General features: G+C 62.7%; 22 protein-coding genes. 6 read left to right on the forward strand and 16 right to left on the reverse strand.

Going from position 1 to position 21173, the window contains the following annotated elements; genetic code table 11:
• Positions 1-56 precede the first annotated feature (56 nt).
• From CAF63_RS02190 to CAF63_RS28220, 5 genes are all read right to left on the reverse strand, one after another.
• Entirely contained in the window at positions 57-1274 is a 1218-nt protein-coding gene (locus tag CAF63_RS02190; RefSeq protein WP_085683233.1) for an SAM-dependent methyltransferase, read from the reverse strand.
• A 90-nt stretch (positions 1275-1364) separates the two neighbouring features.
• Positions 1365-1982 carry a TPM domain-containing protein gene (locus CAF63_RS02195; RefSeq protein WP_085683234.1) on the reverse strand — a complete coding sequence of 206 codons (618 nt, stop codon included), beginning with the start codon at positions 1980-1982 and terminating at the stop codon, positions 1365-1367.
• Between the two features lie 28 nt (positions 1983-2010).
• Positions 2011-2763, reverse strand: a complete 753-nt coding sequence (locus tag CAF63_RS02200) for a YgcG family protein (protein WP_085683235.1) — start codon at positions 2761-2763, stop codon at positions 2011-2013.
• A 13-nt stretch (positions 2764-2776) separates the two neighbouring features.
• Positions 2777-3385: a LemA family protein gene (locus CAF63_RS02205; RefSeq protein WP_085683236.1), complete on the reverse strand. Its 609-nt coding sequence runs from the start codon at positions 3383-3385 to the stop codon at positions 2777-2779.
• Positions 3386-3436: 51 nt separating this feature from the next.
• Positions 3437-3646, reverse strand: a complete 210-nt coding sequence (locus tag CAF63_RS28220; protein WP_143492416.1) for a hypothetical protein — start codon at positions 3644-3646, stop codon at positions 3437-3439.
• Between CAF63_RS28220 and bglX the strand changes: the two genes are divergently transcribed.
• Complete coding sequence (bglX, locus tag CAF63_RS02210) at positions 3645-5936, forward strand: beta-glucosidase BglX (RefSeq protein ID WP_085683237.1); 2292 nt, start codon at positions 3645-3647, stop codon at positions 5934-5936. The genes CAF63_RS28220 and bglX overlap by 2 nt on opposite strands.
• Positions 5937-6076: 140 nt before the next feature.
• On the opposite strand, the gene CAF63_RS02215 is transcribed toward bglX, so the two are convergent.
• The 9 genes from CAF63_RS02215 to CAF63_RS02255 all read right to left on the reverse strand — a co-directional run bounded on the left by CAF63_RS02215 (position 6077) and on the right by CAF63_RS02255 (position 15216).
• Complete coding sequence (locus tag CAF63_RS02215) at positions 6077-7234, reverse strand: phosphatidylserine/phosphatidylglycerophosphate/cardiolipin synthase family protein (protein ID WP_085683238.1); 1158 nt, start codon at positions 7232-7234, stop codon at positions 6077-6079.
• Position 7235: 1 nt separating this feature from the next.
• Entirely contained in the window at positions 7236-7826 is a 591-nt protein-coding gene (locus CAF63_RS02220) for a YceI family protein (RefSeq protein ID WP_085683239.1), read from the reverse strand.
• Between the two features lie 81 nt (positions 7827-7907).
• Complete coding sequence (locus tag CAF63_RS02225; RefSeq protein WP_085683240.1) at positions 7908-8678, reverse strand: IclR family transcriptional regulator; 771 nt, start codon at positions 8676-8678, stop codon at positions 7908-7910.
• Positions 8679-8737: 59 nt separating this feature from the next.
• Positions 8738-10195: an amidase gene (locus CAF63_RS02230; protein WP_085683241.1), complete on the reverse strand. Its 1458-nt coding sequence runs from the start codon at positions 10193-10195 to the stop codon at positions 8738-8740.
• Positions 10192-11502, reverse strand: a complete 1311-nt coding sequence (locus CAF63_RS02235; RefSeq protein ID WP_085683242.1) for a citrate-proton symporter — start codon at positions 11500-11502, stop codon at positions 10192-10194. Before CAF63_RS02235 ends, CAF63_RS02230 begins: the two co-directional genes overlap by 4 nt.
• A 79-nt stretch (positions 11503-11581) precedes the next feature.
• A complete protein-coding gene (locus CAF63_RS02240; protein WP_085683243.1) occupies positions 11582-12757 on the reverse strand; it encodes a M20 aminoacylase family protein in 1176 nt (391 codons plus the stop codon).
• 143 nt (positions 12758-12900) lie between these two features.
• Positions 12901-13203, reverse strand: coding sequence for an amidase (locus tag CAF63_RS02245; RefSeq protein ID WP_085683244.1), 303 nt, complete (start codon positions 13201-13203; stop codon positions 12901-12903).
• Positions 13200-14279, reverse strand: a complete 1080-nt coding sequence (locus tag CAF63_RS02250) for a serine hydrolase (protein ID WP_085683245.1) — start codon at positions 14277-14279, stop codon at positions 13200-13202. Before CAF63_RS02250 ends, CAF63_RS02245 begins: the two co-directional genes overlap by 4 nt.
• A 31-nt stretch (positions 14280-14310) precedes the next feature.
• Entirely contained in the window at positions 14311-15216 is a 906-nt protein-coding gene (locus CAF63_RS02255; RefSeq protein WP_085683246.1) for an acyl-CoA dehydrogenase family protein, read from the reverse strand.
• A 153-nt stretch (positions 15217-15369) separates the two neighbouring features.
• Between CAF63_RS02255 and olsB the strand changes: the two genes are divergently transcribed.
• Together olsB and CAF63_RS02265 are read left to right on the forward strand one after the other, a co-directional pair.
• The gene (gene olsB, locus CAF63_RS02260; protein ID WP_085683247.1) at positions 15370-16125 is read left to right on the forward strand and encodes an L-ornithine N(alpha)-acyltransferase; all 756 of its coding nucleotides are present in this window, start codon (positions 15370-15372) and stop codon (positions 16123-16125) included.
• Entirely contained in the window at positions 16125-16919 is a 795-nt protein-coding gene (locus tag CAF63_RS02265; RefSeq protein ID WP_085683248.1) for a 1-acyl-sn-glycerol-3-phosphate acyltransferase, read from the forward strand. The genes olsB and CAF63_RS02265 overlap by 1 nt, the downstream gene beginning before the upstream one ends.
• Positions 16920-16933: 14 nt before the next feature.
• Here CAF63_RS02265 and CAF63_RS02270 read toward each other — a convergent pair whose 3' ends face one another.
• Positions 16934-17506, reverse strand: a complete 573-nt coding sequence (locus tag CAF63_RS02270) for an ACP phosphodiesterase (RefSeq protein ID WP_085683249.1) — start codon at positions 17504-17506, stop codon at positions 16934-16936.
• Between the two features lie 171 nt (positions 17507-17677).
• On the opposite strand from CAF63_RS02270, the gene CAF63_RS02275 reads away from it, so the two are divergent.
• From CAF63_RS02275 to CAF63_RS02285, 3 genes are read left to right on the forward strand one after another with little or no spacing between them, the layout of a single operon-like run.
• Positions 17678-17980, forward strand: a complete 303-nt coding sequence (locus CAF63_RS02275; RefSeq protein WP_007957866.1) for a helix-turn-helix transcriptional regulator — start codon at positions 17678-17680, stop codon at positions 17978-17980.
• 33 nt (positions 17981-18013) lie between these two features.
• Positions 18014-19177, forward strand: a complete 1164-nt coding sequence (locus tag CAF63_RS02280; protein ID WP_011332833.1) for an MFS transporter — start codon at positions 18014-18016, stop codon at positions 19175-19177.
• Between the two features lie 32 nt (positions 19178-19209).
• Entirely contained in the window at positions 19210-20259 is a 1050-nt protein-coding gene (locus CAF63_RS02285; RefSeq protein ID WP_085683250.1) for an alkene reductase, read from the forward strand.
• Between the two features lie 249 nt (positions 20260-20508).
• On the opposite strand, the gene emhR is transcribed toward CAF63_RS02285, so the two are convergent.
• Positions 20509-21141, reverse strand: a complete 633-nt coding sequence (gene emhR, locus CAF63_RS02290) for an efflux system transcriptional repressor EmhR (protein ID WP_085683251.1) — start codon at positions 21139-21141, stop codon at positions 20509-20511.
• Positions 21142-21173: the final 32 nt, after the last annotated feature.

Genomic DNA, 21173 nt, shown 5'->3' on the forward strand with positions numbered 1-21173 from the left:
TATGGCCCCTTCGTCGGATCGCCGCCCGGAGCAAGCTCGCTCCCACAGGGCAACGGTCAAGCCAGCAAACCGTCAGCGAGCAGCAGGGTTTCGAGGCAGTGCTCGCTGATCTGATAGAACGCCTTCAATTCCTGAATCTTCACCAACAGCTGAGTAGGGTCCACCGGCTCGGCGCGCTTCACCGCCAGAATCATCTTGTTCTTGTTGGTGTGGTCCAGGGAGATGAACTCGAACACCTTGGTCTCGTAACCGCAGGCTTCGAGGAACAGCGCACGCAAGCTGTCAGTGACCATTTCCGCCTGCTGGCCCAGGTGCAGGCCGTATTGCAGCATCGGCTTGAGCAGCGCCGGACTCTGGATCTGCAAGCGGATCTGTTTGTGGCAGCACGGCGAGCACATGATGATCGAGGCGCCGGAGCGGATACCGGTGTGGATCGCGTAGTCGGTGGCGATGTCGCAGGCATGCAGGGCGATCATCACGTCCAGCTCGCTCGGCGCCACGCTGCGCACATCGCCGCATTTGAACACCAGCCCCGGGTGTTCCAGCTTCGTGGCGGCGGTGTTGCACAGGTTGACCATTTCTTCGCGTAATTCGACGCCGGTGACTTCGCCTTCGGCCTTCAACGTGTTGCGCAGATAGTCATGGATGGCGAACGTCAGGTAACCCTTGCCCGAACCAAAATCCGCCACCCGCACCGGTTTGTCCAGGGCCAGCGGCGACGAGGTCAGCGCGTGGCTGAAGACTTCGATGAACTTGTTGATCTGCTTCCATTTGCGCGACATCGCCGGGATCAGCTCGTGTTGCGCGTTGGTCACGCCCAGGTCCTTGAGGAACGGTCGGTTCAGATCGAGAAAGCGGTTTTTCTCGCGGTTGTGCTCGGCGGACGGCACTTCGCGTAATTGCTGAGGTTTGCTCTTGAACAGCGAACTCTTGCCCTTTTTGCTGTATTCGAGCTGGGCTTCGTCCGTCAGCGCCAGCAAATGCGCATTTTTGAACGCCGCCGGCAGCAGCCCGGCAATCGTCGTTACCGCTTCGTCCAATGGCAGGTTCTTGGTGATGTCGCGGGTCTTGTAGCGATAGACGAACGACAGGTTCGGCTGCGCCTTGACCGTCACCGGTTTGATGATGATCCGCTGCAGATCCGCTTCTTCGCCGACGTACTTGGCCAGCACCAGTTTGATGAAGCCGTTCTGTTCGAGGCTGGTTTGCAGCAGCTCGATGAATTGGACGTGATGATCCGGTGCCGGTTTGGCAGATGGGGCGGTAACAGACATGAGAAAAAGCGGCCTCGGACGGGCAAATCGGGAATGGCCGCTAGTTTAGGGGGGATGGCGCTCAAGGGCACGGCTAATTTCCCGAACGGCTTATCCCAGCACCACCAGGCGATTGGGCAACTCATTCCTCACCTGCGTCACCGGCACATGCACCTTGAGCAACTCGCCGCACGCCTCGATACAGGTAACAAAGCCCTGCAACGTCTGCCCCTGCCGCACCTGCTCGGTAAACGCCGCGACAATCGAGTCCCAGCTCTTGTTATCCAGCTTCTTGGAAATCCCCTCATCCACCAGAATTTCCACATACCGCTCCGCCTCACAGACAAAAATCAGCATGCCGGTGCCGCCCACCGTGTGATGCAGGTTCTGTTCGAGAAACTGCCGCCGCGCCAGATTCGAGGCGCGCCAGTGCCGGACATGACGCGGGATCAGATGAGTGGTGACCTTCGGCAGACGAAACACCAGGCACAGCACGACAAAACTGACCCACTGCACCAGCAACAGGCTGTGCATCGTCAGCCAGCCCGTCAGGTAATGCACGATCCCCGGCACCACCAGCGCCAGCAGGCTGGCCCACAGCAGCGGGATGTACGCGTAGTCGTCGGCGCGGGCCGCGAGCACCGTCACCAGTTCGGCGTCGGTGTCGCGCTCGACCCGGGCGATGGCCTCGGCGACCTTGCGTTGTTCGTGTTCAGTCAGTAATGCCATGTCGTGAAGTGCCTGCTCATTATTGTTATCACCAGCCGCCGGAGGACCCACCCCCGCCGAAACTGCCACCGCCGCCGCTGAAGCCCCCGCCTCCACCGCCGCCGCCAAATCCACCACCACCGAAACCGCCCCCTCCTCCGGAGCCGCCCCGGCCGGCGGGAAGGATACCGAGCATCTGGCAGACAAAGACAGTCAGAATGAACAACATCACCAGAAATACGAACAACGCCGGGTGCCGCGAGACGAAATCATCGGCGGGATCGCCAGCCGATTCATACACCGTGGACGGTTCGTCCAGCGGATTGCCGCCCAGCACCACCAGCATCGCCGCGACACCGTCGCTGATGCCCTTACTGAAATTGCCGGCCTTGAACGATGGCGTGATCACCTGATGAATGATCACCGAACTCTGCGCGTCGGTCAGGCGATCCTCCAGCCCGTAGCCGACTTCGATGCGCAACTTGCGCTCGTCCCGGGCGACGATCAACAGGGCGCCGTTGTTCTTGTCCTTCTGGCCGATGCCCCAGTGCCGGCCGAGTTCGACGCCAAAGTCCTCGATGGTCGCGCCTTGCAGGTTCGGCAACGTCACCACTACCAACTGTTCGCCGGTCGCCTGCTCGTGGGCCTGCAATTGCTGGCTCAGTTGCGTGCGCACCGACGGCTCGATCATCTGCGCCTCGTCCACCACCCGCCCGGTCAGCGCCGGAAAGGTCAACTCGGCCCGGGCGCTGACGGCGAACAGCCACAGCATCAGCACCAGGCCCATCTTCAACACACGCATGGGCATCCCCGGCTCAGAACTTCACTTCCGGGGCCTTGTCCGCGCCGGGGCTAGTGGCTTCAAAGGTCTCGCGGATCGGCAGGTTGCTGTACATCACGCTGTGCCACAGGCGACCCGGGAAGGTGCGGATCTCGGTGTTGTACTTCTGCACCGCCAGAATGAAATCCCGGCGCGCAACGGCGATACGGTTTTCCGTGCCCTCAAGTTGCGATTGCAGGGCGAGGAAATTCTGGTTGGCCTTCAGGTCCGGGTAACGCTCGGACACCACCATCAACCGGCTCAAGGCACCGGTCAGTTGATTCTGGGCCTGATCGAACTGCTTGAGCTTTTCCGGGTTGTCGAGGGTGCTGGCATCAACCTGGATCGACGTCGCCTTGGCCCGGGCATCGATCACCGCTGTCAGGGTTTCTTCCTCGTGCTTGGCGTAACCCTTCACGGTTTCCACCAGATTGGGGATCAGGTCGGCGCGCCGTTGGTACTGGTTCTGCACCTGGCCCCAGGCGGCCTTGGCCTGTTCGTCGAGGGTCGGGATATTGTTGATGCCGCAAGCGGTCAACAACGTGGCCAGCACCAGCAAGGTGGCGACCTGCAAACGCGAGCGGTAGACAGGACTGACATTCATCGGACGGGTGCTCCCTTGCACATTTCATGAATAATGAATCGCGAAACATTCTTAGCCGGCGGTTGCGGCATAATCGCCCCGCCACTGGATTGCGGCGGGCCGATGGGCTAAAAAGAGGCCCTGCGCGATCATGTCGCCGAGACGTTCGACGTACATTCGGCTGTCGTTTTCTGAATCAGCACCCGAACAACAATAGTCGCTCCCTACATTTTGGCTGGCCGGCGTTGCAACGCCGTTTAGGCCCTTGAGAAAACTATTCATGAAGAAGCTGTGTTTGCTGGGCCTGTTCGTCAGCCTGGCCAGTCATCAAGTACTGGCCGCCACGACCCCGGTACCCCTGGAAAACAAGGACGCGTTCATCAGCAACCTGATGAAGCAAATGACCCTCGACGAGAAGATCGGCCAGTTGCGCCTGATCAGCATCGGCCCGGAAATGCCCCGCGAGCTGATCCGCAAAGAGATCGCCGCCGGCAACATCGGCGGCACGTTCAACTCGATCACCCGCCCGGAAAACCGTCCGATGCAGGACGCGGCCATGCGCAGTCGCCTGAAGATCCCGATGTTTTTCGCGTACGACGTGATCCACGGTCACCGTACGATTTTCCCGATTCCGCTGGCCCTGGCATCGAGCTGGGACATGGACGCCATCGGTCAGTCCGGGCGCGTGGCTGCCAAAGAAGCCGCCGCCGACAGTCTAGACATCACCTTCGCGCCGATGGTCGACATCTCCCGCGACCCGCGCTGGGGCCGCAGCTCCGAAGGTTTCGGTGAAGACACCTACCTGACCTCGCGCATCGCCAAAGTCATGGTCAAGGCTTACCAAGGTGAAACCCCGAGCGCGGCCGACAGCATCATGGCCAGCGTCAAGCACTTCGCCCTGTACGGCGCTGTTGAAGGCGGTCGCGACTACAACACCGTCGACATGAGCCCGGTGAAGATGTACCAGGACTACCTGCCACCGTACCGCGCGGCCATCGACGCCGGTGCCGGCGGCGTGATGGTGGCGTTGAACTCGATCAACGGTATCCCGGCCACCGCCAACACTTGGCTGATGAACGACCTGCTGCGCAAGGACTGGGGCTTCAAGGGCCTGGCGGTCAGCGACCACGGCGCGATCTTCGAACTGATCAAGCACGGCGTGGCCCGCGACGGTCGTGAAGCGGCGAAGCTGGCGATCAAGGCCGGCATCGACATGAGCATGAACGACACCCTGTACGGCAAAGAGCTGCCGGGGCTGCTCAAGTCCGGCGAGATCGAACAGAAAGACATCGACAACGCCGTGCGTGAAGTGCTCGCCGCCAAGTACGACATGGGCCTGTTCAAGGACCCGTACCTGCGCATCGGCAAGGCTGAAGACGATCCGGCCGACACCTACGCCGACAGCCGTCTGCACCGCGCCGACGCCCGTGAAGTGGCGCGTCGCAGTCTGGTGCTGTTGAAGAACCGGAACGAAACCCTGCCGCTGAAGAAAACCGCCAAAGTTGCGCTGGTCGGCCCGCTGGCCAAGGCTCCGATCGACATGATGGGCAGTTGGGCGGCCGCCGGTCGTCCGGCGCAATCGGTGACCCTGTTCGACGGCATGAGCAATGTGATCGGCGACAAGGCGAACCTGATCTACGCCCGTGGCGCCAACATCACCAGCGACAAGAAGGTTCTCGACTACCTGAACTTCCTCAACTTCGATGCGCCGGAAGTGGTCGATGACCCGCGCCCGGCCAACGTGTTGATCGACGAAGCGGTGAAAGCCGCCAAGGACGCCGACATTGTGGTTGCAGCGGTGGGCGAGTCCCGTGGCATGTCCCACGAATCGTCGAGCCGCACCGACCTGAACATCCCGGAAAACCAGCGCGAGCTGATCCGTGCCCTGAAAGCCACCGGCAAGCCATTGGTGCTGGTGCTGATGAACGGCCGTCCGCTGACGATTCTGGAAGAGAAAGAACAGGCCGACGCGATTCTGGAAACCTGGTTCAGCGGCACCGAGGGCGGCAACGCCATCGCCGACGTGCTGTTCGGCGACTACAACCCGTCGGGCAAACTGCCGGTGACCTTCCCGCGTTCCGTGGGACAGATCCCGACCTACTACAACCACCTGAGCATTGGTCGGCCGTTCACGCCGGGCAAACCGGGCAACTACACCTCGCAGTATTTCGATGACACGACCGGGCCGCTGTTTCCGTTCGGTTACGGCCTGAGCTACACCGACTTCAGCCTGAGCGACATGGCGCTGTCCTCGACCACCCTGAACGCCACCGGCAAGCTCGACGCCAGCGTCATGGTCAAGAACACCGGCAAGCGCGACGGCGAAACCGTGGTGCAGCTGTATATCCAGGACGTCACCGGGTCGATGATCCGTCCGGTCAAGGAGCTGAAGAACTTCCAGAAAATCATGCTCAAGGCCGGCGAGCAGAAAGTCGTGCACTTCACCATCACCGAAGATGACCTGAAGTTCTACAACGCCCAGCTCAAGTACGCGGCCGAGCCTGGCAAGTTCAACGTGCAGATCGGCCTGGACTCCCAGGACGTGACGCAGCAGAGCTTTGAATTGCTGTAATCCCGGCACCCTGATCGTTCGGATCTGATCGTTCCCACGCTCTGCGTGGGAATGCAGCCCGGGACGCTCCGCGTCCCAAAGCGGACGCAGAGCGTCCATTGAGGCATTCCCACGCAGAGCGTGGGAACGATCAATTGCGCTTAGCCGCGTCTGTCGAGCAAGTTGACCACCACCCGATCCACCCAGCCCCAGATCCGCTGCTTCACCCGCCGCCACAACGGCCGGCGCTGCCATTCCTCCAGACTCACCTGCTGACTCAGGCCGAAGTCCTTCTCGAAACTCGCCGCCACCGCTGCCGTCAATGACGGGTCCAGCGCTTCCAGATTCGCCTCAAGGTTGAAGCGCAGATTCCAGTGATCGAAATTGCATGAACCGATGCTCACCCAGTCGTCCACCAGCACCATTTTCAGGTGCAGGAAACACGGCTGGTATTCGAAGATTTTCACCCCGGCCTTGAGCAGGCGCGGGTAGTAGCGATGCCCGGCATAACGCACCGACGGATGATCCGTGCGCGGCCCGGTCAGCAGCAGGCGCACGTCGAGGCCACGGGCAGCGGCCTTGCGCAGGGAGCGGCGGATTTTCCAGGTCGGCAGAAAGTACGGCGTCGCCAGCCAGATCCGCTGCTGGCCGCTGTTCAGCGCGCGGAACAGCGATTGCAGAATGTCCCGATGCTGACGGGCGTCGGCGTAGGCCACGCGGCCCATGCCCTCGCCCGTGTCCGGCACGCGGGGCAGCCGTGGCAGGCCGAAATGCGCGTTGGGCCGCCAGGCCCGGCGATGGCGGTTGGCGATCCATTGGCGGTCGAACAGCAATTGCCAATCGAGCACCAACGGGCCGGTGATTTCCACCATGACCTCGTGCCATTCGCTGGTGTCGTGGCCCGGTGTCCAGAATTCATCGGTCACCCCGGTGCCGCCGACCACCGCCAGACGCTGGTCGATCAGCAACAGCTTGCGATGGTCGCGATAGAAATTGCCGACCCAGCGCCGCCAGTTCAGCCGATTGTAAAAACGCAGCTCGACCCCGGCCCCGGTCAGCCGCCGGCGCAGCGTGAGGGTGAAGGCGAGGCTGCCGTAATCGTCGAACAGGCAGCGCACCCGCACGCCCCGCTCCGCCGCCAGCACCAGCGCCTGCACGATGGTTTCGGCACAGGCGCCAGCTTCCACCAGATACAGCTCCAGTTCGATCTGCTCGCGGGCGCGGGCGATCTCGTCGAGCATGCGCGGGAAGAATTGCGGGCCATCGATCAACAGCTCGAAGCGGTTGCCATCACGCCACGGAAACACCGCGCCGCGCATGTCAGCGCGCCGTGAAGATCAGCACCGCACCCACCGGCACCGACAGACTGATGGCCGACAGGCCAGCCATGTTGCGCAGGCTTTCCAGGCCCGGCAGCAGATCGAAATCCTCGGCGCTGATCACCAGCGGCTCCAGGGTCACCACTTGAAAGCGTCGGTCATCGAGGCGCGTGGCGAGCAGTTCGGCGGGGTACTCATGCTGTTTGCCGTGCAGGGTGACGGTCAGCGGCAGGCGCAATTCAAGCTGCGCGCCGGGGGCGAGATCGTTGATCGGGCGCAGGTCGATCCGGGTGGTGATGGTCGCTTCGGGAAATTGCTCGATCTGGAACAGCTCCTTGCGCATGCGCTCGTCGCGCAGCGGGATGCCGCTGTTGATCGAATCCAGCTCGACTTCGACCACGGCGCGGCCATCGGGATCGACCTTGCCGTGCAGCACCAGAAAGCGCTGCACTTCAGAAATATTGGCGTTTTTCGTGCTGACGAACGACAGCCGCGACGACTCGCCGTCCAGATACCAGTTGGCCTGGGCCGGCAGCGCAGCGGCGCCCAGCAGCAGGCCGGCGAAGGCGTTGCACAGAGAACGGTTGAACATTGAAGACTCGTGGGGCTGATAAACCTGCACGAACCTTAACTGGCCGTGGCGTTATTGCAAACTGTCCGTCTCTGCAAACGCTCAGGCCAGCGCCTGCTGCACCTCGCCGATGGTCGACGCGAGGCTGTTGAGGTGCAGGCTCAGCACCCGCTCCACCGGCGCCTGGTCCATCGGCCAGTGCAGCGCCATGCTGCCGACCAATCGCCCTTGGGCACGGATCGGCAAGGCCACCGCACGAATCAGGAACGGCAGGCGCACCGGATATTCCCAGTAACCTTCGGTGCGCTGGCCGAAGCCCTGATGCAAGGCTTGCTCGGTGGCTTGCAATACACCGTCGTCCGCCAACTGTTCGCGTTCGGCCAGACGTTTGACGTCCTGGCTGTCGAGCTCGCCAAGGCATGCGCGGCCCATCGCCGAATGGAACAGGCTGGCGTGATGGCCGACGATCTGGCAGTTGGTTGGATAGCGTTTTCGCAACACCTGCGGAATCGCGCTTTCCATCACTTCGACCCGTTCACCGTCGAAACACGACAGATCCGCCACCAGCCCGGTGCGCTCACTGAGTTCCAGCAGCATCGGCGCGGCGCTTTCCACCAGATGGCGCTTGAAGCGTTGCTGGCGATCACCGAACAGGCGCTTGGCGCACAACCGGTAGCGGCGGTCGCTGAGGCCGCGATAGATCCAGCCCTGCTCCTGCAAGGTCGCGAGCATCCGCGACACCGTGGCCTTGGGCAGGGTCGTCAGGTAGTGCAACTCCTCCAGCCCCAACGCCTGATGCTCGCCGAGCAACTCGACGATGGCCAGCGCCCGTTCGACCGAGCGCACGCTGCCGGTGTCTGCCTTGCTGCCCATGTGTTCGACCTCCATGGATACGGATGAAAGATCACTTCGTGCAGCAAGATGCGGGCCGCTCAGGTCGATTGCAGGCATGCCGGCGGTCGCCGTTCGACCCAGCGGGTCAGCTGTTCATGGGCATAGGCCAGTTGCAGCACCGCCCGATCCGCCTGGGCCGGGCCGATGATTTGCAGGCCCATCGGCAACCCGGCCGGGCTGAACCCCACCGGCACGCTGATGCTCGGCAACCCCGCCAGCGTCGGGCCGATCACCACCTCCATCCAGCGGTGATAGGTGTCCATGGTCTGCCCGCCGACAACTCGCGGCCACGCTTGCTGTGCATCAAAAGGGAACACTTGGGCGGTGGGCAACAGCAGGAAATCGTAACGTTCGAACAACTCGCTCAACGCGCGATACCACTCGCTGCGCGCGACCGACGCCTGATAGACCTCGGCTGCCGTCAGACGCAGACCGCCCTCGATTTCCCATTGCGCTTCGGGTTTGAGCAGCGCCCGTTTTTGCGGATCGGCATAGGCCGCGCCGAGGCTGCCCTGCACCAGGAAATGCCGATGGGTGAGCCAGGTTTGCCACAGGCGTTCCATGGAGAAGTCCGGCTGACAGGCCTCGACCTGACAGCCCAAGGCACTGAAATCCGCCAGCGCCGATTCGCACAGGCTCAACACGCCGTCGTCCATGGGCAGATAGCCGTTGTAATCGCCGAGCCAGCCGAGGCGCAGACCGCTGCAGTCCTGTTGCAGATCCAGCCCGAAATCCCGTGGCTCATCAGCCAGCGACAGCGGCACGCGCGGATCGTAGCCGGCCTGGGTCGAGAGCAATCGCGCGACGTCGGTGACCGTGCGGCCCATCGGTCCTTCGGTGGCCAGTTGCTGGACGAACACTTCCGGCATCGGGCCGTGAGGCACGCGGCCTTGGGATGGGCGGAAGCCGAACACGTTGTTGAACGCCGCCGGGTTGCGCAGCGATCCCATCATGTCGCTGCCGTCGGCCACCGGCAGCAGGCGCAGGGCCAGCGCCACTGCCGCCCCGCCGCTGCTGCCGCCGGCGATCAGGCCCGGATCGTAGGCGTTGGTGGTGGTGCCAAACACGCTGTTGTAGGTCTGCGAGCCGAGGCCGAACTCCGGAACGTTGCTCTTGCCGATGATGATCGCGCCGCAATCGCGAACCCGCGCCACGCTGATCGCATCGTGCTGCGGCACTTGCTCGGCGAACAGCGGTGAGCCCAGCGTCGTGCGCAACCCGGCGGTGGCCGCCAAGTCTTTGATCGCCTGAGGCATGCCGTGCATCCAGCCTCGGGACTCGCCGCGATCCAGTTGCCGGTCGCATTCATCGGCTTCGCGCAACAGCACGTCCTGCGGGCGCAGCGAGACCAGCGCGTTGACCGCCGGGTTGAAGCGGTCGATGTGCGTCAGATACGCCTGCATCACCTCGCGGCACGACACCTTGCGGGCATGGATCGCCCGGGACAGCGCATCGGCGTCGAGGGCGACAATCGGATCAATGGCTAACGGACTCACGGTTTCACTCCCAGGTTGAGCGCAACGGATTTCTTTGCGCGGGGTGCCTCCTGCAAACAGTAAGTACCGAGCAGGGTCAGCAGGCAAGCGAACAAGACATAGAACGACGGCGCCACCGGGGTGTTCAGAACTTTACTCAACCAAGTGACGATCAGCGGCGCGAAACCGCCGAACACCATCACCGCCACGTTGTAGGCCACTGACACGCCGGTGGAGCGCACTTCAATCGGAAACTGCTCGGCCAGCGCCGTCGGAGCCGGGCCGAAGAACCCGCCAATCGCCGTGCACAGCAGCAGTTGCATCACCAGCAGACGCTCGATCGACGGTGCGGCCGCGACCCACACATACAGCGGATAGACCATGACGAAAAACGCCAGGGTAAACGCCATCAGCACCGGCCGCCGACCGAGGCGATCCGACAGTGCGCCGGCGAGCGGAATCACCACGGTCATCAACGCCACCGCGAGCATCTGCACCAGCAACACCTGATCCAGCGGCAGGCCGAGGTTCTTGTGGGCGAAGGTCGGCATGTTCACCAGCACCACGTAAAACGACACCGTTGCCCCGCACGCCAAGCCCATCGACACCAGCAGGCTGCGGCGATGTTCGCGCAGCACCTGCCACAGGCCCGGTGCTGCGCCTTTGGCCTTCTTGCGCGCTTCGAGAAACTCTTCCGGTTCTTCCATGTGCTTGCGAATCCACAAGCCCACCGGGCCGATCAGCAGACCGAGCACGAATGGAATCCGCCAGCCCCAACTGTCCAGCGCTTCGGGGGAAAACAGGTGTGTGACCAGCGCCACCATGGCCGCGCCGCTGAACACCGCCAGGCATTGCCCGACCAGTTGCCACGAACCGTACAAGCCCTTGCGATGGGCCGGCGCGCTCTCCACCAGAAACGCCGTGGCGCTCGCATATTCACCGCCCGTGGCAAAACCCTGGAGCATCCGCGCCACCACGATCAACAGCGGCGCGCCCATGCCGATGGCGGCGTAGTTCGGCGCGAACGCGATCAGGGCGATGGAAACGGTCATCAGGCGGATGATCATCTGCATCGCGGCCTTGCGCCCTTTGCGGTCGGAATAAATGCCGAGCAGGATGCCGCCCACCGGGCGCATGAAAAAGCCGACGCCGAAGGTCGCCAGCGCCATCAGCAGCGAAGCGTAGTCGTCGTCGGACGGGAAAAACTGCCGGGCGATGATGCTCGCCAGAAAGCCGTAAACGATGAAGTCGTACCATTCCAGGGCGTTGCCGATGACGGCGGCGACCACTTGCCGGGTGCGCGAAACGCCTGCGTTCGAAGTCTGCATGGGGATTCTCCAGAAGCTGTTGGTTGACCACGCAGGCACGTGCGCACCTGCGTTCCAGCGGCAGCAAAAAGTGAAGAAATCAGACCGGCTTGAGCCAGCTCTCGGTAAGCGCGCCCCAATACGCCGCGCCGGTCAGCAGAATGTCGTCGTTGAAGTCGTAGGCCGGGTTATGCACCATCGGCCGCGCCACGCCGTTGCCGATGAACAGGTAGGCGCCGGGGCAGCGCTGGAGCATCCAGGCAAAGTCCTCGCTGCCCATCAGTTTGGGTGTATTGCCATCGACGGCGTCAGCACCGACCAGTTCGACGCCGACCTGACGGGCAAACTCGGTTTCAGCGGCGTGGTTGACCAGCACCGGGTAGGCCGGACGGTGCTCGATGGTCGAGGTGCAGCCGAAGCTTTCGGCCTGGGCTTCGATGATCGAGCGCACGCGGTCCAGTGTCTGAACGCGGACTTCGGCATTCAGCGCACGCAGGCTCAGGCGCAGGATCGCCTGTTGCGGAATCACGTTTGCCGCCTCGCCGGCCTGCAATGCGCCGACCGTCACCACCGCCGCCTGCTGCGCATCGATGTTGCGCGCGACCACGGTTTGCAAAGCCATCACCACACTGGCTGCGGCGACCAGCGGGTCCACCGCCAGATGCGGCATCGAGCCGTGACCGCCAACGCCTTCGATGGTCACCGTGAGCAGATCCTGCGAAGCCATCATCGGCCCTTCGCGAAAGCCCAGATGTCCCGCCGGCAGGCCCGGCATATTGTGCATGCCGAACAGCGCATCGCACGGAAAGCGTTCGAGCAGGCCATCGGCGAGCATCGCCTCGGCCCCGCCCTGGCCCTCTTCGGCGGGCTGGAAAATCAGCGTCAGGGTGCCGTCGAACTGACGGGTCGCGGCCAGATAACGCGCCGCGCCGAGCAGCATCGCGGTGTGCCCGTCGTGGCCGCAGGCGTGCATGCAGCCTTGATTGCGGCTGCTGTAGGCGACACCGGTGTTCTCGATAATCGGCAGCGCATCCATGTCGGCCCGCAGCCCGAGTTTGCGTGTGCTGCTGCCGTTGCGCAGCACGCCGACCACGCCGGTCTTGCCGACGCCGGTGTGGACTTCATAACCCCAGTCTTCGAGCGACCTGGCGACCAGCGCCGAGGTGCGGCTTTCCTCGAAACCGAGTTCAGGGTGGGCGTGAATGTCCTGGCGGGTGGCGTGCAGGTCGCTGGCCACATCGTTGAGCCAGGCCAGAATGTGCTGATGTCGGGGCATGACGGTTCTCCTCGCGCGGGTGTTCCCGGTCTTGTTGTTCGCTATGAATTCACGACACATGAGCGGCAGGTCGTGCTCACCGCCAGATAACCGTGAGACACGCGAGAGGACAATCGAATGTGGTTCCACAGGGTGGAACCGGATCAGGGTTGCAGGCGACAGCCCTGGCGTTCGCCTTGCCACTGGGCGCTGTTGCTGCGTCCCAGGCCGCTGGCGGTGACGATTTTTTGCGTGCGGTCATCGGTCAGTTCGCTGGGCAACCACTGCGTCACATAGCCCCGGCAATACTCGGCGTCGTTGTTCATCACGTAACGACACGAACAATATTCCTTGGCGGTGTAGGCGCTGATGATGTCCGGGAAGGCCCACAGGTTTTCGCGCTCGTGCCAGCCCCAGCCCAGCAGCACGACCAGCAGCACCAACAGGATTCGTTTGAACAGTTTCATGGCCGCACCGCCCCGAGCACACGCTTGAGCAATTCGTTGTGGCGATAGCTGCCGTCGCGGTCATCGGCGTAGCGCACGATCACCAGTTTTTCGCTCGGGATCACGTACAGCGCCTGGCCCCAGTGGCCGAGGGCGGCGAAGGTGTCGGGCGGTGCGTCAGGCCACGGAGAAGGCGCGCCGTCTGCCGGGCGATTGAGCCACCACTGCCCGCCGGGCACGGCTTCGTCCTGATGAGCCTTGTAGCCGGCGAAGGGCTGGCGGTTGAAGGCGACCCAATCCCTGGGCAGCAACTGCCGGTCGTTCCAGCGTCCGTCACGTTCCATCAACAGGCCGATTCGCGCCAGATCCCGGGCCGTCATATAAGCGTAGGAAGAGGCGACGAAGGTGCCCGTCGCGTCGGTTTCCCACGTGGCATGCCGGATGCCCAGGGGATCGAAAAGTGCTGTCCACGGATAGTCCGGATAACGCTGTGGGCCGACGATGGTTTTCAGTGCGGCGGCCAACAGATTGCTGTCGCCGCTGGAATAACGGAACGCCTGACCCGCTGGCGCGTAGCTGTCGTGATCGGCGGTGAAGGCGGCCATGTCGCGGTGGCCACGGGTGTAGAGCATCGCCACCACCGAGGATTTCAGTGGGGCGTATTCGTAGTCTTCCTGCCAGTCGATGCCCGAGGCCCAGTGCAGCAGATCCTTGACGGTGATGGCCGGGTGTTTTTCCAGCGCCGGGTAATATTGCGCGGCCGGGTCATCGAGCTTGAACAGGCCTTCGCCGTACGCCACGCCGAACACCGTGGCCATCAGGCTTTTACTGATCGACCAGGTCAGGTGCGGTGTGTCGGCGGTGGTCGCGGCGGCGTAGCGTTCGTAGATGAGCTGGCCGTCGCGGATCACCAGCAAGGCGTCGGTGCGGATGCCTTTTCGGGTGTTGTCATCGCGGGGCGGGAAGGTGTAGACCTCCAATGCCTCGACGGCCTGGCCGTTGAGTTTCGGGCCGGTCGGCCATTGCTCGCCCGGCCATTGTTCGGCCTGAACCGTGAAGCTGATCAACAGCAGAAACAGGGACAGGCCTTTGAACATGGTGAGGGCTCTGGGGATGAACCTGAGAAGACTAGCCGGCGTTCATGACAGATGTGTTTTGGCTTTCAACCAACGCCTTTGCCAGTCGTTTGGCCCGCGCACCTGCTGCCAGTTGCATGACCGATTGATCGCGCTGCCACATCGCTGCCCACTCAGGATTGCCGTCACGCATGGCCTGATCAACCTCCGCTTTGAGCCCGTCGAACTGCGCAAACAATCCACCGAGCAACACATGCCCGGCGGGATTATTCGGCGGCTGACGACTGACTTCGGAACACCCGGCCAACAGCGCCAGCAAACGCAATTGCAGCGGCTGCGGCCAGCCGCCGTCCTGACCGACGCCGTACAGCCACGCGGTCATTGCACTCAACACGTAAACATCTTCAAGGGTGCGGAACGGTTTGACGTAGGCATCCCAACCATCCCCCGCGAGTAACTCACACAACGCCTCGTCGAGATGCAACCGGCCATGGCTGATGTCCGGCATCAACGGCAGCGCCGGGAGTTTTTCCACCCGCACGCCGGGCTCGCCGGGATACACCACCGCCAGGCTCAGGCGCGGTGATTCGCCGGGTTGCTCACTGCGCGCGGCGATCAGCAGCCAGTCCGCCGCATCGCCGGCGGTGACGAAATCCTTTTGCCCGGTAAGGCGCAGATCCGTGAGCCGGGTCTGCATGTCCGCCGGACGCAGGCTGCGCTGTTCGGTCGCACACAACGCACCGAGGCTTGGCGGCGCGCTCGGCCAAAGCATCCGCAACGCTGCCTGATAGCCCACCAGAAACGCCAGCCCCGGCGATGTCATCCGCCGCCCTCCAGCCACCGCCAGTTCGAACGGCGTCACGCTGCCCAGTTGATGCAGCAACGTGACGAAGCCCTCCGCCAGATCGGCATCGGCGGGCAGGCGTTCGCGGCATTCAAGCAGGGTCGACCAGGTCATCAGAGGCTCCTCGTGGGCTGTCATATAAGCATCACCAAACATTCATGGCGATGACACCGGGGCTACATAGCCTGACTTTGCACAACACGGCTGCATAAAGAAAGTCGATCGGCTGCAACCCATGACGGGTTCAAGGCCCGTACGGAGATTCACATGACTCAGATCGCCCGCATCAGCGACACCGGCAATGAACGCCGCCTGCAAGCCGAACGCCTGATCGGCGCCGAGGCCTTGCAGCAAGCCCAGGCCTTGCGCTTCAACGTGTTCAGCGGCGAGTTCAACGCCAAGCTGAACGGCGCGGAGCTGGGTCTGGACATGGATGACTATGATGTTCACTGCAGCCATATCGGCGTGCGTGACCTGAACACCGGCCGCCTGGTGGCGACCACCCGTTTGCTCGATCACACCGCCGCCAGCAGCCTGGGCAAGTTCTACAGCGAAGAAGAATTCAGCCTGCACGGCCTCGCCGGTCTGCAAGGCCCGATCCTGGAAATCGGCCGCACCTGCGTCGATCCGGCCTACCGCAACGGCGGCACCATCGCCGTGCTTTGGGGCGAACTGGCCGAAGTCCTCAATCAGGGCGGCTACAGCTATCTGATGGGCTGCGCGAGCATCCCGATGCAGGACGGCGGCGTACAGGCCCACGCGATCATGCAGCGCCTGCGCGAACGTTATCTGTGCACCGAACACCTGCGCGCCGAGCCGAAGAAACCGCTGCCGAGCCTCGACATTCCGTCGAACGTAATCGCCGAAATGCCGCCGCTGCTCAAGGCCTACATGCGCCTGGGCGCAAAGATCTGCGGCGAGCCGTGCTGGGACGAAGACTTCCAGGTCGCCGACGTGTTCATCTTGCTCAAGCGCGACGAACTCTGCCCGCGCTATGCCAAGCACTTCAAGGCGGCTGTGTAATGAGCCGGCTGCGGGTGTACGCGCGGATCGCGCGAGTGCTGCTGGTGGTAACGCTGGGCTTGAGCATGGCCAGTGTCTTCGGGGTTTTCGAGCGTTTGGGCCTGGCCCATTCGATGGTTCGTCGGCAGCGCTGGTCGCGGTTTTTCATGGCGCGCTTGAGCAATGCCCTGCCCTTTCGCGTGACCGTGCATGGCGAGCTGCCGAAACAGCCGATGCTGTGGGTCAGCAACCATGTGTCGTGGACTGACATTCCGCTGCTCGGCATGCTCACGCCGCTGTCGTTTCTGTCCAAGGCCGAAGTGCGCACCTGGCCGGTGGCCGGTTGGCTCGCGGCGAAGGCCGGCAGCCTGTTCATCCGTCGCGGTTCGGGCGACAGCCAGTTGATCCGCAAACAGATGACTCGTCATCTGCAAACCGATCATCCGCTGCTGATGTTCCCCGAAGGCACCACCACCGATGGCCGTTCGCTGCGTACCTTTCATGGTCGCCTGCTGTCGGCGGCGATTGATTCCGAGGTGAAGCTGCAACCGGTGGCGATCCGTTATCTGCGCGAGGGCAAGATCGATTCGCTGGCGCCGTTCATTGGTGACGATGATCTGCTGTCGCACCTGATGCGCCTGTTCAGCAACGATTGCGGCGATGTCGAGATTCATCTGCTCAAGCCGATTGCCTGCCAGGGCCGGGAACGCGCGGCACTGGCGTTCGAGGCACAACAGGCAGTGCAGAAAGCCTTGTTCGGCGATGTGGTCAAACCGGTCGAAGCGCAACACGCCCGCGATCTGATCGCTGCCTGATCGGCGACATCTATCTACAGCTGCCGGCCTGCAAAGTCCTGCAGCTGGGGGTAGAACAAGCGAAAGTCCTCGCTCAACGGTTCGTACAACCGACGCAATTCCTCCATCGCCCCCGCCAGTTCTTCAGGCCGGGTCAGGCGCCGGGAGATCCCGCGCAACACCTGCTCCAGCACTTCGAATTCCTGATACGAGCCCAACCAGTCATTGGCCACCATGTGCGGGGCGATCTTCGCCAGACGCTCGGGCAATTGCCGCTCGCTGGACAACACGCGGTAAACGTCGGTGGTGAATTGGCCCAGCGGCCGGTCGGCGTACAGCGTCCAGTCCCGCGCCAGGCAATGGTCGAAAAATACGTCGAGGACGATGCCCGCGTAACGGCGACGAGTCGTGGAGAACCGTGCCAGCGAGGCGTCGACCAACGGATGACGGTCGGTGAACACGTCGATCTGACGATGCAGGGCAATCGCCGCTTCGATCTCCGGGGCGAATTGCCCTTGCAGCCGCCCTTTGACGAAATCGCCATACAGACTGCCGAGCAGTTGACCGGGACGCTGGCCACCGAGGTGTAAATGTGCGAGATAGTTCATGGGCGCAGCTTAGCACCGCGCCCGCGTTTGTTTACACCTCACATATCGTTATAACCCGATATACCGATTTATGCGGTCGTCAGATCAAATTCATATTGGTATATCGCGAAGTACCGATTTAAAGTTCGCCTCATCGCGATATAGCGCTACACACATCACGAGCACCCAGCCATGAACATTGACCTCGACGAAATAATAAAAGCCCTGGCACACCCAGTACGGCGAGACATCCTCAACTGGCTGAAAGACCCGAAAGCCCAGTTTCCGGAACAGATCCACAACCACGAGTACGGCATCTGCGCCGGGCAGATCGATCAACGTTGCGGCCTGTCGCAATCGACCGTCTCCGCCCACCTGGCCACCCTGCAACGGGCAGGACTGATCAGCAGCCAGAAAGCCGGCCAGTGGCACTTTTTCAAACGCAACGAGGACGTGATCCAGGCGTTCCTCAGCACCCTCAGCAAAGAGCTCTGACCCTTAACGTCAGCCAGCCAAAAGGACTAAACGATGCCCCTCTCGCTACTCATACTCGCCTTGAGCGCCTTCGCTATTGGCACCACCGAATTCGTCATCATGGGCCTGCTGCCCAATGTGGCGGCCGACCTCGGTGTGTCGATCCCCGGCGCCGGCTGGCTGGTGACCGGCTACGCCCTGGGCGTGGCGATTGGTGCACCGTTCATGGCAATGGCCACTGCAAAACTGCCGCGCAAGGCTGCACTGGTAACGCTGATGGGCATCTTCATTATCGGTAACCTGCTCTGCGCCATCGCCACTGATTACAACGTGCTGATGTTCGCCCGAGTGGTTACCGCCCTCTGCCACGGTGCGTTCTTCGGCATCGGTTCGGTGGTCGCGGCCAACCTGGTGGCCCCGAACAAACGCGCCTCGGCCGTGGCCCTGATGTTCACCGGCCTGACCCTGGCCAACGTGCTGGGCGTACCGCTGGGCACCGCCCTCGGTCAGGAAGCCGGCTGGCGCTCGACCTTCTGGGCAGTGACCGTGATCGGTGTGATCGCGCTGATCGGCCTGATCCGCTTCTTGCCGGCCAAGCGTGACGAAGAAAAACTCGACATGCGCGCCGAACTGGCCGCGCTCAAGGGCGCTGGTATCTGGCTGTCACTGAGCATGACCGCGCTGTTCGCCGCCTCGGTATTCACCCTGTTCACTTACGTCGCACCGCTGCTGGGCGATGTCACCGGCGTCTCGCCTCGCGGCGTGACCTGGACCCTGATGCTCATCGGCCTGGGCCTGACCGTCGGCAACATCATCGGCGGCAAACTGGCCGACAAGGGCCTGGCCGCAACGCTGATCGGTGTGTTCATCGCCATGGCCGTGACCTCCACCGTATTGACCTGGACCAGCATCGCGCTGATCCCGACCGAGATCACCCTGTTCCTCTGGGCCACCGCGTGTTTCGCCGCGGTGCCGGCCCTGCAAGTGAACGTCGTGACCTACGGCCAGGCCGCACCGAACCTGGTCTCGACCCTGAACATCGGCGCCTTCAACGTCGGCAACGCCCTCGGCGCCTGGGTCGGCGGCAGCGTCATCGCCCACGGCTACGGCCTGACCAGCGTTCCTCTCGCCGCTGCGGCGCTGGCGGTCCTCGCGCTGCTGGTGACCCTGATCACATTCCGCCAGAACGGCAATCCCGAGCTGGCCACCGCTAACTGATTCACTCACTTACCTCACGAGGGTTGTATCTCATGGCAACAATTTTCGATCCGATCAAACTGGGCGACCTCGAGCTGTCCAACCGCATCATCATGGCGCCGCTGACCCGCTGCCGCGCCGATGAAGGCCGCGTACCGAACGCGCTGATGGCCGAGTACTACGTACAACGCGCCTCGGCCGGCCTGATCCTCAGCGAAGCCACCTCGGTGACCCCGATGGGCGTCGGCTACCCGGACACCCCGGGTATCTGGTCCAACGACCAGGTGCGCGGCTGGACCAACGTGACCAAGGCTGTTCACGCGGCCGGCGGCAAAATCGTCCTGCAACTGTGGCACGTCGGCCGGGTTTCCCACCCGTCGTACCTGAACGGCGAAGCGCCGGTTGCACCGAGCGCCATCCAGCCTAAAGGCCACGTCAGCCTGGTTCGCCCGCTGGCCGACTATCCAACCCCGCGTGCACTGGAAACCGCTGAAATCGCCGACATCGTCGACGCCTACCGCGTCGGTGCGGAAAACGCCAAGGCTGCCGGTTTCGACGGCGTGGAAATCCACGGCGCCAACGGTTATCTGCTCGACCAGTTCCTGCAAAGTAGCACCAACCAGCGCACTGACAACTACGGCGGCTCCCTGGAAAACCGTGCCCGCCTGCTGCTGGAAGTGACCGACGCCGCGATCGAAGTCTGGGGCGCCGGCCGTGTAGGCGTTCACCTGGCTCCGCGCGCCGACTCCCATGACATGGGCGACGACAACCTCGCCGAAACCTTCACCTACGTCGCCCGCGAACTGGGCAAGCGTGGCATCGCCTTCATCTGCTCCCGCGAGAAAGAAGGTGCCGACAGCCTCGGCCCACAACTGAAAGAAGCCTTCGGCGGCGCGTACATCGCCAATGAGCGCTTCACCAAGGACAGCGCCAACGCGTGGTTGGCCGAGGGCAAGGCTGATGCCGTGGCATTCGGCATCCCGTTCATTGCGAACCCGGACCTGCCGGCTCGTTTGAAGGCCGACGCGCCGCTGAACGAACCACGTCCTGAACTGTTCTACGCCAAAGGCGCGGTCGGTTACCTCGACTACCCGACGCTGTAAGCCACACCGCAGAAACGCAAAAGCCCCCGACTCGCGAGAGTCGGGGGCTTTTTATTGGTCGCCGGGTGGGCGGGCCGCTCACATTCGTTCACAGGCTCGACACAAAATCCCTACAAAATACGTAGCTCGCTACATATCAACCTGCGCCGCAGAGGTATATAAAAGCATCCCATTGCAGCGGGGCGAGTGAACAGGGATCTTCACCCTCCTCCGTCATTGACACAAACTGATCCAATAGCGAATTTTGTTTCATTTGCGCAGGCTGGGGCTCAGGCGCAGCATATCCAGCCCGGTATCGACCCAGCGCTCAGCCTCGGCGTACAGTTCGAAGCTGTCCGGCGCCAATAGCCATCCATAAAGGAGGCCGTCGATATAGGCGTGAATGCTGATGGCTGCTCGGGCGGTGTCGAGGTCCGCCGGCAACTGCCCACGATTGACCGCATTACTCAATGTCAGCGCGATCCGCACATTGCAATCGAGGCTGGCGGTCCGGCGCTGCTGGCGCAGATCGCACATTTCATCGGTGAACTCGCACTTATGAAACAGAATTTCGTTGATACGCCGGGTCTTCGGGTCCAGCGCAACTTGATGAAACAAATGAATCAGCAATTTGCGCATGCAGCCCAGCGGATCGGGTTCGTCCTCGCTTTCGCTGGCCTTGGCCAGTTCGTCCAGCGGCTCATGCAGGGTATCGAGCATGGCTTGCAGCAGATCGGCCTTGTTGCTGAAGTGCCAGTAGATAGCACCGCGCGTCACACCAGCCAGGCTCGCAATGTCCGACAGGGTCGTGCGGGCCACGCCCCGCTCATAGAAGGCTTTCTCGGCCGCTTCGAGAATCTGGCTGCGCGTTTCCTGAGCTTCCTCTTTGGTACGACGGACCATGGCAGTAAAACCTCAAACAGGATGTTTCAGGG

Origin of the sequence: Pseudomonas sp. B20(2017) (assembly GCF_002113125.1) — a bacterium.
In the GTDB taxonomy this organism is placed as follows: domain Bacteria; phylum Pseudomonadota; class Gammaproteobacteria; order Pseudomonadales; family Pseudomonadaceae; genus Aquipseudomonas.